Genomic DNA, 12,436 nt, shown 5'->3' with positions numbered 1-12,436 from the left:
TGCACGGCGCTGTACCAGTGATCGACAGGGAGTGTCCGAGTGCGCAGGCCAGAGATGCGACCCGCAATCAACGGCTTGCGACTATTCATTCATTGGCACGCTTCATCGGCATGCGTTCGCCGGTCCACCTGGCTGGTGTTCCGAGATAAGGGCAATACCATTCAAGAAGACGGCAAAGGCCGCGATCGGATATCTCGAAAAGGCCGCGATGGATGCGCTTCTCCGTCAACCCGACAGGCGTACGACTCTGGGCGCGCGCCATCATGCTCTGCTGCTGTTCCTGTACAACAGCGGTGCTCGCGCGGATGAGGCAGCAAAATTGACGGTCGGCAATCTTCAATTAGGCGCGTCTCCTTCAGTGCGCCTTCATGGGCAGGGAAACAAGATCCGGAGTGTGGCCAGCGACGGCAACATCGCTGGCCGGCCTCGTGACCGATCGGGATAGAAGCGATGCAGTCTTTCTGGGCCGGATGAAGGAGCCTCTGACGCGGTTCGGAATACACCGGGTCGTGACGCAATATGCTGCCATGGCAACCAAAACCGTGCCGACCCTGGCCACGAAGCGCGTCAGCCCCATACGATTCGGCACACGACAGCCGTCCACCTCCTGCGTGCAGGTGTCGATATCAACACCATCCGCGCTTGGCTGGGCCATGTTTCGTTGGACACCACGCACATCTACGCCGAGGTGGATCTGGAAATGAAGGCCAAGGCCTTGGCCAAGGTTGATATCAGCGGCTTGAAAGAGCCCCCACGGACTGCATTCCATCGATGTTGCTTTGGTGGTAGTTGAGAGTGCCCCACCAACAAAGTTTCCAAATTGGGAACTTCGCCACTTGTTTCCGCATTGGGAACGCGCTAAATAGGAGTTCGAGTGAACGTTATCGCTAAATCCGCGCTGATGAATTTTTGGAACAGCTTGCCGAAAGGAGCTCCCAGAGAGACCGCGGAAGCCGCGATGACGGAATGGTACACCACCGCATCGAAGGCGAGTTGGAGCAACTTTAGTGAGTTGAAGAAGACATTTAACTCGGCTGACATCGTGGCGGGCAACAAGGTTATTTTCGACGTCGGTGGCAACAAGTACCGCATCGTGGGGCTGGTCGCATTTCGATCAAAGCGGATTTTCGTTCTGTTTGTCGGGACGCACTCCCAGTACGATGCGATTGACGTCAAAGACCTCTGACGTGAAGGGAAGTCGACATGTTGGATTTGAAAGCTTTTCGAACGCTTCAGAGTGAGGCCGAGTACAACGCCGCGCTGAAGGAAGTTCGGCCGTATTTTGAGAAGGAACCCGATGAAGGCTCTGAGGAAGCTGCGCACTTTGACGCGCTCGTCCTTCTCATCGAACAGTACGAAGGTAAGCACTATCCAATCCCGACAGCGAGCCCGGTTGAGGTCGTCAAATCGGTGATGGCTGCGAACAATTACACGCGCGCCGATCTCGTGGCGGTTATTGGCTCCAAAGCGCGGGCGGCCGATCTTTTGAACGGCAGGCGGGAAATCAATCTGGATCAGATCCGGAAGCTCAGCAAGGAATGGAACATTCCGGCTGGCTCGCTGATTGGCGACGTCGCGGCTTAAGGGACACTACAACCAGTAACTGATGCGCTCGGCGCCTTGGCCACTTTACGGTTACCTAAATATCCAAGCCGAGGCCCTTCTTCGGGCCGCGCGTGAGTTCATAGGTTCGGCTCAACTCCGCCCGGTGTGTCCGGTCAACGAGACGAGCGACGTCCTTGATGCGGTCGATCGCGGCCGTGTCCTTCAATCCCAAACGGTCGAGCTCCATCTTGAAGCTCCGCGGATCCGCAGTAAGCATCCGCCGAGGACTGCAGGGTCAGGTTTTCTTGCGCGATCGGCGCTTCCACTTAGCGGCTAGAGCCTCGACGTTTTTTCGGAGATTGGCGGCGTGAGCGTGATCTTTAAGCGAACGAGAGGACCTGCCATCAGGGCTTTTGTGGCAAAACATTGTAGTTCCATAATATGCGTTATCTGATTTTTACAATTTATAGTTGTATGTTCTATTTTCAGGCGATGAAAACAATGGCTTGCCTCAGCGCGGTGTCCCGGCGGATGAGGCCCGTCCTATGCGACCGCTTTGCGCCCCACATAGCAGTCGTTCAGCAGAGCTAAGCCATTCCCCAAAAGCTGTTATCCTGCGGAGCAAACCAGGGTGCGACGCGCGAGAAGGGGACGTTCAGTGGCATCCCCCTGAAGACCAGAGATTCTCGAACACCACGCACTCACGTACGGGTCCACCGGCGCAGGCGCTGTCGCATTGCTTCGCAAACGCCTCAGGGCTCGCCTCGCCTCGTCCGCGTCACTCGCCGAATGCCGGCGATCTTCGGCGCAAAATACCGAAAAGAAGCTGCAGTCGGTTCATTCTGCTGCACCAGTCGAAGATACTGCCAGCTCTCATTGGTTGCCGAGGCCCCCCTAGTATCCACCACATCAGCAGTGATGAAACGCTACCCAAGTCTGCGGATATTGTGGTGATCGGCGGCGGGATTGTAGGCGCCAGCGCGGCCTATTTTCTGGCGCGGCGCGGCCTGTCTTGATCATCGCAGTGTAGCGGCTCTTCCGCTCGACCAGCGAGGTGATATTGGCGTTCCCGAGCGCGCGCTCGAAGATCAGGAGATCGCCCTCCCAATGGCCGACCTGCGAGCGATCGGCAATAAAATCAGGACGTTGATCGATTCTGCAGTCAAACGGGATCAAGCCGTCACGGGGCTTGCGGGCGCGGCGTGGGCGGCTCTTGCGGCGGCCTTCCGGCAAATGCCGATAGAGCTCCAGCGCATAATCTTCCTTGCCATAAACACGGACGTCGCTTACGCCATCGGCAAGCAGGGCGACCGGCGATCTGCTCCGGCGACCAAAACGCCTTTCAGCTGCTCGATGACAAGTTCGCGTAGACGCTCCTTCGAGATGTCGTTGGCGATGCCGTCGTAATAGCCGCTGTATTCCGGAAACTCGGCATCATGAAAGGTAGTGCGCTTCAGCTCACGATAGATCGTTGATCGATGCCGACCGAGTTGGCGGGCGTTCTCACCGACAGGTACCTTGCGTTCCATGATTTCTTCCGCCGGTGCGGCGCCGGCTCTACCAAGACTTGAGCAGGTATCACAACGCGATCCTGCACACCGCCCTTCGCCATGAACGACTAGCTGCGGAGGCGAGCCACATGAGGACCCACGATTGACGAGAAAATTCGAGGCTGCCCGGCGGCGCGGGCCGATAGCAGGGCTCCATGCACAATGGCCATCATGATTTGGGCCTCCTGCTCCGGCGAAGCGTCTAGTCGAAACGAGCCTTGCTTTTCCCCATCCCTTAGAACCGATGCCAGCCACTCCATCAGGTTCTGAAAGTGACGCCGAACCAGCCCGGCAACCTCGTCCGGGAGCATCTGCATCTCGCTTGCCAACATTGCGCAGACACAGAAGGGCTGCGAGGCGTCGAGGACGCACTTCTGCCAGTAATCGAGATAGGCTTCGAGTTGGTTGGCGGGGTCCGCGACATTGTTTCGAAGCGAGTTCAGCCCGTCTTTGGCACGACCTACATAGCGTTCGACTAGGACGGCGACGAGCGCCGCCTTGGTTGGGAAATGGTGGTGGACGCTGGCCTTCCGAATCCCGATCGCGTTGGAAATGTCCGCATAGCTGAATCCGTTGTATCCCCCGACGACGACAAGAGACTGCGCGACATCGAGGATTTTTTCCGAGGTACTGAGCTCCATGTTCGGTATCTACCTTCTGGTAGGATGATCGTCAAATACATCGCGACTTCGTGAATTGACCGTCCGCTGGCCTACCAAGTAGTAGGTAGATCGTTCGATCTCAAGGAGCATCCAATGCATCACCAAACTAAACCGCAGTCGACGTGGCTGCGCTCCTACTACTATACCCGTGCTGGCTTCTCGATCTTCTGGGTGATCGCGGCCACTTCGGCAGCAAGCTTGTCCCCTGTCGCCTCCTTGCTTCTCGTCATCTACCCCGCATGGGACGCGCTCGCGAACCTCGTCGACGCCAGAGCCCACGGCGGCCTCGCCGCCAACAGGTCACAGATGCTCAACGTCTTTGCCAGTTCAGTCATGACGATCATCGTTCTCTTTGCCGTGATGAAAGACACGCACGCTGTTCTGGCAGCCTTCGGCATCTGGGCGATCCTGTCCGGACTTCTTCAGCTCTACACCGGCATCCGGCGCTGGCGGTCAGTTGGAGCGCAGTGGGCGATGATCCTGAGCGGCGCGCAGTCAATGCTGGCAGGCGGCTTCATGATCAAGCAGTCGCTCGGTTTCATGCCGCCGACCATTCTTGACGTCGCTCCTTATGCCGCTTTCGGCGCCTTCTACTTCCTGGTCTCGGCAGTAGCGCTGACTGCTGCGGCCTATCGTGGGCGGAGGAACCCAGCCTGAGAAGGTGATGAGGCTGCGGAGGAACGGCGTCCCTCCCCGCCTCGCCCGTGTAGTCCGCGGCGCATAGATCATCAGTTTCGTCGTAATGTTGTTCCCGTGTCTTGAGGATCCACCGATTACTCGGTATCAGCGTCGATGCATGCGATGAGGCCGTCGGGGCCGGTGGGACATTGAGCCGACCGATCTCGGACGGGTGCACGGATCCCGGCCGCCTTCAATTCTTCAAGCGAAAGAAGCTTAGTGGCGGTGCGGGACCCGACGAAGAACCGGTCCATGTAAGCTCATGCACTCCCGCTGCCATCGCAGCAGAATGGGCGGCGCCCTGCAGCGCGACAAACAGGGTGAGACGTGATCTCATCCAGATTATCGCTTTATAGCGCCACCGTCGCCTCGAAATTGGCAACGAATCCTACCTGCACGGCGCGGGCGACGCGGCGCCGTCTTGAAGCCACAAGAACATCCCAGCCGTCCGCGCCGAAGCCGTTGAGGTCGGGGTGCCCTGGCGTCCGTCCCTGCCGTCGCAGTCGAGGCGCTGGCTCGTGAAGAACAGCTCCCTTGAGTCCTTGCAGACATCCGGCCATCAGTGACCGGAATGTCCCGTGGGCGTTGAAAACGGACGTAAAAAGCACTTGCACAGATTGAACGAAGGACAGGTAACCTGCAAGGCTTGTGAATACGCAGGCGCGCAGGTGCGCTCCAAGGTGATCGGGAGGTGCTGCCCATCACATACGTTCCGCCGCCGCGGCCAGGCCTGCAGCGTCGCGTATTCCGGACTGATAGGCACCGATCAGCCTCGCTGCGAGTATTGCAGCCTCCTCGGAATTCAGTGGCAATGCCCGCAATTGCAGTTCGCGACGGAAAATGCCCTCGATCAACTTGAGCTCGTCAGGCCCTAGTGGATCAAGGGTGCATACTCGTTGGTGTCTCATTAGCTCTTCCTCCCGGGCCTCGCGATCGCCTCGGTGCCGGGGGAAAGTCTACGCGTCTTGGTGTACATGGCGAGTCAATACTGCGCCTCAAGGACAAAGGGTCTGGAACCGTACAATCACCGCGGAATTGGAGAAGACTGTCCTTCCGAACCATGCTGGCTTGCACATAGTCGATGGGCAGCCGGCATGCTAGAGTCATGTAACACCGATCCGCAATCCTTGGCAGAAAGCGGCCGACAGAGCCGCGGTGCTCCGGCTCCCAATGAGGGGAAGGCAATGGCGATTCCACCCCAAGCTTCGGTTAACAACCAGTTGCTGGACCTGCTTCCGGAGGTTGACTATAACCAGGTTGCGCCTGACCTCGACTATGTCAAAGTGGCTAGAGGCGCTCTGATCGCTACAGCCGGCGCCCCCATAGACCATGTTTATTATCTCACGTCCGGGATTGGCTCCCTGGTCGCCTCGACGCCTGAGGGTAACAAAGCGGAGGCGGGTATCTTCGGGAGTGAAGGTTACATTCCGACTTCTGCTGCGATGGGTGTAGAGCTCAGCGTCCACGACATCATCATGCAGATCGAAGGAGACGGCTACCGGATGGAGTTCAGCGCATTCCGGAAGTGGATGGATCTTAACCGGAATTTCGCCCGGGTGATGATCCGTTGCATTGAGGCCTTCTCGATTCAGCTTACCTACACTGCGGTTTCGAACGCGTTGCACGGGGTGGACGAGAGATTGGCCAGATGGCTTCTGATGTGTCACGACCGTGTACCAGGCGACGAGATTCCGCTGACGCACGAGTTCATTTCGCTGATGCTTGCGGTTCGCCGTCCAAGCGTCACAACGTCGCTCCACGTCCTTGAAGGCTACGGTTTTATTCGCTCGAACAGGGGCAACATCATTATCCGGAACAGGCAGGCCCTCGAAGAGTTCGCCCGGGACGCCTATGGCAAGCCGGAGGCGGAATACCATCGACTTATGACTGCGCTCTTCTGAACCCGCGAAAATACGCATCCAGCCCGCCCTGGTACAAACAATGCTGCCGTCGCGGGCCGCAGGGTGTCAAGAAAAAGGCGAAGTCCCTTTCGGCGATCAGCTTGGCGGTGGCCCCGTCCATGAGGAAGCCGTGTTCGATTTAAGATTTCACCGGAGCCGCCTAAAGACAATCAGAGATAGAACACCGACGCATGATGGGCCCCACTAAGCTGAACTTCGTCCGGTAGCGTACGGCAACCAGAGACGACCTACACTCGTTTTACGGACAACTCGACGAATAGGGAATTTCGCCAGCTATTCGGCTGACGAACCCGTCGGCTCAACTGCCAACAGAAGGCGTCCTTTGAGCTGCGCCAGGGAGGTTCAGATGCAAGTGACGGATGCTTGGGAAGAGTGGTGGCGAGGGCTTGGACATGTTGCCCGATGCAACCGCGACATGGCACGGACACGCGAAGCATTTGATGCTGGGTATGCGGCCGGCCGTCTCACACATCGACGAGCCGCTGATGGCGCAGCCGAAATTGCGCGAGGCACGCGTCCGGGGGCGCAAAGACACGAGACCTGGAGAGCTACAAGAGCAGCGCGGGAGGCACCTAGCTGCCAGACGGAGGTTTCGCCACGGCCGTCCCTAGATGCCTGTCGTTGAGCAACTTAGAGATTGCCACCACCAACTTTGCCATAGCGAACGGGTTCCCGAGATGATGCTATTAGGAACGCCTTTCGACGCCCAATCGGGAGCGCTGTCTCCACTCACGTAGACGACCGGCATTTCGGGATCGACCTCTCGGCTGAAACGCGCGACATCCCAGCCATCGGGAGCCTGCTGACACTGCATGTCGGTGATGACCCCTTGTGTGGTGGTCGATGCATTGCTCAAGATTTTCAATGCCTTCTTGCCACTCTCTACAGCAAGACAGCAAATCCGCCTCGACAAGCGTCTGTTCGAAATCGAGCAGAAGCAGCCCCTCGCCCTCTACCAGTAAATCGCGACCGCTTCCATGGTGCCCCCGTCGCGCCATGCGGCCGTAGGTCTCAAACGCAGTGACGGGCCACCAGTTCCCCAGACTTCCAACCCCCGCTCGGGTAAACGCCTTTCTCCGCCCTTCTACGGAGGTGTCGAGGTCATAACGGATGTGCCCGGACGCGGCAAAACCAAAACCTGCCGCTTCTGGAGCCTATACGTATGGAAGTGCGGGTAAGAGGATTATATCGAATCTACTTATCGACGAGCACCGCTGACCAGCGAAATGGAATGGACGGCAGCAATTACGAGCGGGGGCAAACCGCTCTTCCGCTTCCTCTGACGTGTACCGGTTGCGCGGGACGCCGATATTGATCGCGCCAAAGGCTGCGCCGCTTGCATCGAGGATGGGGGCCACCACTGAAAGATCGCCGTGGCAATACTCCTCGAAGGCGGTGGCGTAGCCTTGCGCCTTCGACTTTGTGAGCTTGGCGCTGAGCGCGTCGAGATGCCAGTGGTGTGCAGCGTGAACGGGTGCAGGTTGGATTTGGAGAGGATCGTATGCGCCTCCGCCGATGGCAGGCACGACAGGATCGCGATTTTCGGCGCCGTACAATAAGCCAGCAGGCGCGTCCCGATAATCACGTCATTGTCGAGGACGTGGCGGCTCATGAAGCGTGACACGAAGACGATATCTGTGTCGTCACGAACCGCTAGATTGACGGTCTCCTCAGTCGTCTTACTGAGATGCATGAGGTAGGGCCGCGTTCGACCAGGCTGCTGCTGGCCCGGCTGTAGTGATAGCCGAAATCGAGCGCCTTGACGGAGCTTGGTTTCACCGTTCTTGCTTAGATAGCCGAGCTTTTGCAGGGTGTGGGTGAAGCGCGGGAGGCGCTCATGTCGAGCCCCGTCTCCTCGGCGATCTGCGACAGGCTGAGATTGGCGCGCGCTCCGTCGAAGGCTCTCAGTACGCGGAGGGCAAGCGAAACACCAATGTCCATCAATGATGTTTCGGACGATCAAGGATTACGAGGCACGTTATAGCCTTCACCCGAGCCGGGCCAGCCTTCGCGCAGCCATGCGAAACAGTGTTACCTCTTCTCGATCAGGAACACGAATCCATCGCCGTCACGTTCGTTCCTTGGCCACTGGTCCATCAGCGAGCTCGACTGAATCCCGCCCGCTCCAGCGCGTCCTGCATATCAGGCGACAGCAGGGCGGCAAGGAATGCCTGAACTGCCACCCGCTCCTTCCGGTCCGTAACTAGCGCGAAATCAAAGTGCTCTTGCGTCAGCGGTATGAAACCCAAGCCAGCGGCGCGCGCGACCGGCCCGATCGTGACGCCCCAGTCGGCGCGTTTCTGTACGACAGCGGCGGCGACTGCATTGTGTGAGCGAGGCTGGTTCCAGTAGCCATCAGGGCGCGTCTGGCCTAGCAATTGGTCGATCAGGATGCGCGTACCGGCACCCTGGTTTCGATTGACCATCATGCATTCGGGATCAGCCAGAGCAGCTTCCACCGCCTCCGGCGCATTGCGACCTTCGAAGCGCGCGTCACCGCGTCGGAACACGATGCCTTGTATGCGCCGCCAGCCCGGCACGAGCTCGATACCCTCGCTAAGGAACGGCGTGTTGTAGACTTGTGTCTGAGGGTCGAAAAGATGGATCGGCGCAAGGTCGCACTCACAGCGTTTAGCGGCTGCAAGACCGCCCAGGCTTCCGACGGCCAACGATCGCACCGAAATCCCTTGGCGCGCGATCTTGCCCACGACAAGATCAAGGCCTGTGCAGTGACTGCCGATCACAACGAGGTCGGGCACCCTGACCTGCGGCGTGAACAGCGTCACCGGCACTTGTGCGCCCGCTGGCAGATGGTCGGCGAAGGCGTCAATGCGGATAAAGCCATCAGCCTGGGCGAAGGCGGTAATCGCTCCCGAGCCCTTGCCGGTCGCATAGGCCATCAGTCCGTCCCGCCCCTGCACCAGCGAGACCATGACAAACTCGGTGCGCCCCAGTTCGGACGGAACGCGGAAGGGAAGCTGCGCACTCGTCTGCGCATCAACGCGCGGCGGCAGCCCCGCCATGCGCCGCAGGATGGGCACCACCATATCGTGGAAGGTGAACATGGCCGAGGTCGGGAATCCTGGCAAGATGATAACCGGCTTGCCGCCGCATACCGCCAAACAGAGCGGCTTTCCAGGCTTAAGCGCAACACCATGAGCAATGATGCCCGGTTTTCCGAGGCGGCCAATAATACGGTAGCTGACATCTCCCGCACCCTTGGAAGTACCTCCAGATAAAATCAGAACGTCATGGGAGGCGAGCGCCTCACGCATTGCGGTCTCGAGCCTGGCTTCGTCGTCTGGAAACGCGCCCAAAAAATGGGCCTCGCCCCCGTTTTCGGTGACCGCCGCACTAACGATCGGCCCATTGGCGTCGTAAATGCCGGCCGGCTGCAGCGGTTCGCCCGGTTGCACGAGCTCATCACCCGTGGACAGAACAGCAACGCGGAGTTTGCGGGCCACCGTTACCTGCGGGGTTCCGCAGGCTGCGAGTATCCCGATCTCACGCGCGCCGATCACCGACCCAGCCCGCAACACGACCTCTCCTCGCGCCATGTCCGATCCGGCGGTGGAGACGAACTGCCCCGGCGAGACAGCACGCCGCACTTCGATGGCCCCACCCTCGGCTGGCTGAGTATATTCCACCATGACGATCGCGTCCGCACCGCGTGGCAAAGGCCCCCCCGTGGCGATGGCTGTGGCGGTCCCGGGCAATACCGCAAATTGCGGGACGCTGCCGCAGGCAATCGTTTCCCTGTTCAGCATCAATCGAACAGGCTGTAGGTCAGAGGCGGCAACCAGATCTGCTGCCCGTACCGCAAACCCATCGACATTGGAACGGTCGAAAGGTGGAATGTCGACCTGCGCCGCGACGTCTTCTGCAAGAGCCAGCCCGAGCGCCTCGGCTAAACTCCGTTTTTCAGTCGGCACCGACCAGGGAAACAGCGCTGCTTCGAAACGGGCCAGGGCCTCCTCACGTGACAGTATCGTCAGAAATTGCTTCTGGTCGGTGTTTTGCGGGATCGAAGAAGGAGACTTCATCATGAGGCTGCTCAGTTCACATTGCGAAGAGGCATCGCTGTGACGGACGTGCCGACGTCATATCCCTCACTATCGCCCGGCACTGCCAGCCAGGCATCGGCAAGCCGCATGGCCTCCAGTGAAAAATTGCCAACGGCAAGCGGCGTCCACATGGCCTGCTCTCTGCCGAGCAGGACAATCTCACTGAGCCCGACCTTCGACGCAATCTTTCGCGAGAGCGGCAAGGTTGTACCAATCCGCTTCGAGCGGCCTGATAAACGGTCCAGGATCGGCTGGACCAATGCAAGAAAGCCGGCAAAGACATGGTCAGGCGCCCCGGCCAAAGCGACCAGCGGTGTACTGCCAAGCCGTCCGATTGCCGTAGTATCGCCAGGCCGCATGGCGATACGATGCGCAATCAACGCGTTGGAAAGCGTCAGGGCCTCGGCAGTCGCATCAAGGCGGCCAGCACCAGTGCCTCCGACCAGGAGAAGCAAATCGCAAACCTCGCCGGCAAGAGCGGCTGCGATCGAAGCTGCATCACGGTGCGCGGTCTCTATCGCGGCGATCGTCGCATTCGAGGTCATCACACATTCGGCAACGAGGCGCGTCGAGAACGTCTCATGGTTTACGGAAGCGACATCGATCACACGCACGCGCGGGCTGCGTACGGGAATCTGGCTCAACCCTGCTTTGCGAGCGATCAGCAGGTCCGCGGCGCCGACTATCCCGCCTTCGAGAACCGGGGGTCGATGTGCGGTCATGTCCTCCCCCACCCGGCGCACGCCCTGACCGGGAGCAGCCTCGCCGACGGCAAAAACGATTGGGCTGCTGCAATCGATCAGATCGGCTTGCAACACACAGTCCGATCCAGTCGGCATGACGTCGCCCACTTCCACCCGGACCGGGGCCGTCGAAAGCGCCAGAGGTGAGTAGGCGGACGCTCCCACGAGGTCGAGTGAACGACACGCCCAGCCATCGATTGTCGCAACGTCTCGCAACGGCAGTGCCGGCAAGGCAGCCGGCATCGCCGCGGCGACACGACCAAGCGCCCGGTCAAGCGGCTCCGACCGGGGAGCGATAGGCATCAAACCACTGAGAAGCGCCGCAAGCGCCACTTCCAGGCTTGTCAGGGCGCTCGTCGGAGGATGCACTGTCATCATCGCCCGATAATGGGACAGATGCGGGCACCTTGGCAACAGACCTCAGATGCGCTGTCCGCTCGCATTTGGAAAGAAGAGTTGCTGGCCATCGATCTTGTACTCACCGATCGCCTTCTGGCCCTCAGGCGCAATCAACCAGTCGATGAATATCTGGCCCAGCTCCGCCTTGACATCGGGGTGTTTTTCCGGGTTCACCAGCATGACGCCATACTGGTTGAACAGCCGCTTGTCGCCCTCGACGGAAATAGCAAGATCACCGCGGTTCCTGAACGACAGCCAAGTGCCGCGATCGGAAAGGACGTAGGCATTCATGGCAGATGCGGTGTTGAGCGCCGCTCCCATCCCCTGTCCGATGTCCTTGTACCACCGGCCCTTTGCAACCTCGATATCGAAGCCAGCGTCCTTCCATAGCCTGAGTTCCATAAAATGGGTGCCTGACCGGTCACCGCGTGAGACAAATGGCGCTTTGTTTGCTTCGATCGAAACCAGGGCGGCCGCGATATCCGTCATTCCACTGACGCTGGCGGGATCACTTTTCGGGCCAATCAACACAAAATCATTGTACATAACGTCGGAACGCTTCACTCCGAAGCCCTCCTGAATGAACTTCTCTTCCTGTGCCTCGGCATGAACGAAGACCACGTCGGCATCGCCACGGCGTCCGGTGTCGAGTGCCTGGCCGGTGCCCTGCGCCACGACCTTGACATCGATCCCAGTCTCTCTCTCGAACAGCGGAAGAATATAATCGAACAGGCCCGTGTCCTGGGTAGAAGTCGTCGATGCAACGACGATCGACCGGGTTTGGGCCTGGGCCGGCGTCACGCCGGCCAGGATCATAAGCATTCCCACAGAGAACAATCGGCGGGTCGGCATTTTCAATCTCCGTTCTGTCGA

The 12,436-nt window shown here is 59.3% G+C and carries 15 protein-coding genes and 3 pseudogenes; 7 read left to right on the top strand and 11 right to left on the bottom strand.

The window, feature by feature from the left end; genetic code table 11:
* Positions 1-85 precede the first annotated feature (85 nt).
* Positions 86-340 carry a hypothetical protein gene (locus CN933_RS31750; RefSeq protein ID WP_210204029.1) on the bottom strand — a complete coding sequence of 85 codons (255 nt, stop codon included), beginning with the start codon at positions 338-340 and terminating at the stop codon, positions 86-88.
* 177 nt (positions 341-517) lie between these two features.
* On the opposite strand from CN933_RS31750, the gene CN933_RS31745 reads away from it, so the two are divergent.
* The 3 genes from CN933_RS31745 to CN933_RS30415 all read left to right on the top strand — a co-directional run bounded on the left by CN933_RS31745 (position 518) and on the right by CN933_RS30415 (position 1,584).
* Complete coding sequence (locus tag CN933_RS31745; protein WP_210204030.1) at positions 518-793, top strand: tyrosine-type recombinase/integrase; 276 nt, start codon at positions 518-520, stop codon at positions 791-793.
* An 81-nt stretch (positions 794-874) separates the two neighbouring features.
* Positions 875-1,186 (top strand): type II toxin-antitoxin system HigB family toxin, encoded by a 312-nt coding sequence (locus CN933_RS30420; protein WP_102763352.1) that lies wholly within the window; start codon positions 875-877, stop codon positions 1,184-1,186.
* Between the two features lie 17 nt (positions 1,187-1,203).
* A complete protein-coding gene (locus tag CN933_RS30415; RefSeq protein ID WP_102763351.1) occupies positions 1,204-1,584 on the top strand; it encodes a helix-turn-helix domain-containing protein in 381 nt (126 codons plus the stop codon).
* A gap of 55 nt (positions 1,585-1,639) precedes the next feature.
* Here the strand turns inward: CN933_RS30415 and CN933_RS30410 are convergent, their stop codons facing one another.
* Positions 1,640-1,792 carry a hypothetical protein gene (locus tag CN933_RS30410; RefSeq protein ID WP_245425231.1) on the bottom strand — a complete coding sequence of 51 codons (153 nt, stop codon included), beginning with the start codon at positions 1,790-1,792 and terminating at the stop codon, positions 1,640-1,642.
* A gap of 652 nt (positions 1,793-2,444) precedes the next feature.
* Between CN933_RS30410 and CN933_RS32200 the strand changes: the two are divergent.
* Positions 2,445-2,558 (top strand): annotated as a pseudogene (locus CN933_RS32200) (FAD-dependent oxidoreductase); the annotation flags it as partial.
* Here CN933_RS32200 and CN933_RS30400 read toward each other — a convergent pair.
* Positions 2,557-3,074 (bottom strand): annotated as a pseudogene (locus CN933_RS30400) (IS30 family transposase); the annotation flags it as partial. The pseudogenes CN933_RS32200 and CN933_RS30400 sit on opposite strands and share 2 nt — an antisense overlap.
* 89 nt (positions 3,075-3,163) lie before the next feature.
* The gene (locus CN933_RS30395; RefSeq protein WP_102763349.1) at positions 3,164-3,736 is read right to left on the bottom strand and encodes a TetR/AcrR family transcriptional regulator; all 573 of its coding nucleotides are present in this window, start codon (positions 3,734-3,736) and stop codon (positions 3,164-3,166) included.
* A 114-nt stretch (positions 3,737-3,850) separates the two neighbouring features.
* Between CN933_RS30395 and CN933_RS30390 the strand changes: the two genes are divergently transcribed.
* Complete coding sequence (locus CN933_RS30390) at positions 3,851-4,414, top strand: DUF308 domain-containing protein (protein ID WP_102763348.1); 564 nt, start codon at positions 3,851-3,853, stop codon at positions 4,412-4,414.
* Between the two features lie 722 nt (positions 4,415-5,136).
* Here CN933_RS30390 and CN933_RS30385 read toward each other — a convergent pair.
* Positions 5,137-5,343 (bottom strand): hypothetical protein, encoded by a 207-nt coding sequence (locus CN933_RS30385; RefSeq protein WP_102763347.1) that lies wholly within the window; start codon positions 5,341-5,343, stop codon positions 5,137-5,139.
* Between the two features lie 276 nt (positions 5,344-5,619).
* Here CN933_RS30385 and CN933_RS30380 point away from each other — a divergent pair, with 276 nt between their 5' ends.
* Positions 5,620-6,336: a Crp/Fnr family transcriptional regulator gene (locus tag CN933_RS30380; protein ID WP_102763346.1), complete on the top strand. Its 717-nt coding sequence runs from the start codon at positions 5,620-5,622 to the stop codon at positions 6,334-6,336.
* Positions 6,337-7,169: 833 nt separating this feature from the next.
* Positions 7,170-7,319 carry a hypothetical protein gene (locus CN933_RS32495; protein WP_180980860.1) on the top strand — a complete coding sequence of 50 codons (150 nt, stop codon included), beginning with the start codon at positions 7,170-7,172 and terminating at the stop codon, positions 7,317-7,319.
* 192 nt (positions 7,320-7,511) lie between these two features.
* Here the strand turns inward: CN933_RS32495 and CN933_RS32190 are convergent, their stop codons facing one another.
* The 6 genes and pseudogenes from CN933_RS32190 to CN933_RS30360 all read right to left on the bottom strand — a co-directional run bounded on the left by CN933_RS32190 (position 7,512) and on the right by CN933_RS30360 (position 12,415).
* Positions 7,512-7,883: an IclR family transcriptional regulator domain-containing protein gene (locus tag CN933_RS32190; protein ID WP_245425237.1), complete on the bottom strand. Its 372-nt coding sequence runs from the start codon at positions 7,881-7,883 to the stop codon at positions 7,512-7,514.
* A pseudogene (locus CN933_RS32640) lies at positions 7,874-8,050 on the bottom strand (IclR family transcriptional regulator domain-containing protein); the annotation flags it as partial. The gene CN933_RS32190 and the pseudogene CN933_RS32640, both read right to left, overlap by 10 nt.
* Positions 8,051-8,145: 95 nt before the next feature.
* Entirely contained in the window at positions 8,146-8,298 is a 153-nt protein-coding gene (locus CN933_RS32185) for a helix-turn-helix domain-containing protein (RefSeq protein WP_245425229.1), read from the bottom strand.
* A 155-nt stretch (positions 8,299-8,453) separates the two neighbouring features.
* Positions 8,454-10,403, bottom strand: a complete 1,950-nt coding sequence (locus tag CN933_RS30370; protein WP_102763345.1) for a molybdopterin biosynthesis protein — start codon at positions 10,401-10,403, stop codon at positions 8,454-8,456.
* 8 nt (positions 10,404-10,411) lie between these two features.
* Positions 10,412-11,539, bottom strand: a complete 1,128-nt coding sequence (locus CN933_RS30365; RefSeq protein WP_102763380.1) for a molybdopterin-binding protein — start codon at positions 11,537-11,539, stop codon at positions 10,412-10,414.
* Between the two features lie 45 nt (positions 11,540-11,584).
* A complete protein-coding gene (locus CN933_RS30360; protein WP_102763344.1) occupies positions 11,585-12,415 on the bottom strand; it encodes an ABC transporter substrate-binding protein in 831 nt (276 codons plus the stop codon).
* Positions 12,416-12,436: the final 21 nt, after the last annotated feature.

It is taken from the genome of Sinorhizobium sp. M4_45, from assembly GCF_002885915.1.
Taxonomy (GTDB): domain Bacteria; phylum Pseudomonadota; class Alphaproteobacteria; order Rhizobiales; family Rhizobiaceae; genus Sinorhizobium; species Sinorhizobium meliloti_A.
The sequence above is the reverse complement of the archived record's forward strand: the minus strand, read 5'-3'. Positions and strand labels throughout refer to the sequence as shown.

Excerpts from the sequence above, each read along its gene's own strand:
- CN933_RS30415 (WP_102763351.1), top strand. The coding sequence starts at position 1,204 with ATGTTGGATTTGAAAGCTTTTCGAACGCTTCAGAGTGAGGCCGAGTAC.
- CN933_RS30410 (WP_245425231.1), bottom strand. The coding sequence starts at position 1,792 with ATGGAGCTCGACCGTTTGGGATTGAAGGACACGGCCGCGATCGACCGC.
- CN933_RS30395 (WP_102763349.1), bottom strand. The coding sequence starts at position 3,736 with ATGGAGCTCAGTACCTCGGAAAAAATCCTCGATGTCGCGCAGTCTCTT.
- CN933_RS30390 (WP_102763348.1), top strand. The coding sequence starts at position 3,851 with ATGCATCACCAAACTAAACCGCAGTCGACGTGGCTGCGCTCCTACTAC.
- CN933_RS30385 (WP_102763347.1), bottom strand. The coding sequence starts at position 5,343 with ATGAGACACCAACGAGTATGCACCCTTGATCCACTAGGGCCTGACGAG.
- CN933_RS30380 (WP_102763346.1), top strand. The coding sequence starts at position 5,620 with ATGGCGATTCCACCCCAAGCTTCGGTTAACAACCAGTTGCTGGACCTG.
- CN933_RS32495 (WP_180980860.1), top strand. The coding sequence starts at position 7,170 with ATGTCGGTGATGACCCCTTGTGTGGTGGTCGATGCATTGCTCAAGATT.
- CN933_RS32185 (WP_245425229.1), bottom strand. The coding sequence starts at position 8,298 with ATGGACATTGGTGTTTCGCTTGCCCTCCGCGTACTGAGAGCCTTCGAC.
- CN933_RS30370 (WP_102763345.1), bottom strand. The coding sequence starts at position 10,403 with ATGATGAAGTCTCCTTCTTCGATCCCGCAAAACACCGACCAGAAGCAA.
- CN933_RS30365 (WP_102763380.1), bottom strand. The coding sequence starts at position 11,539 with ATGACAGTGCATCCTCCGACGAGCGCCCTGACAAGCCTGGAAGTGGCG.
- CN933_RS30360 (WP_102763344.1), bottom strand. The coding sequence starts at position 12,415 with ATGCCGACCCGCCGATTGTTCTCTGTGGGAATGCTTATGATCCTGGCC.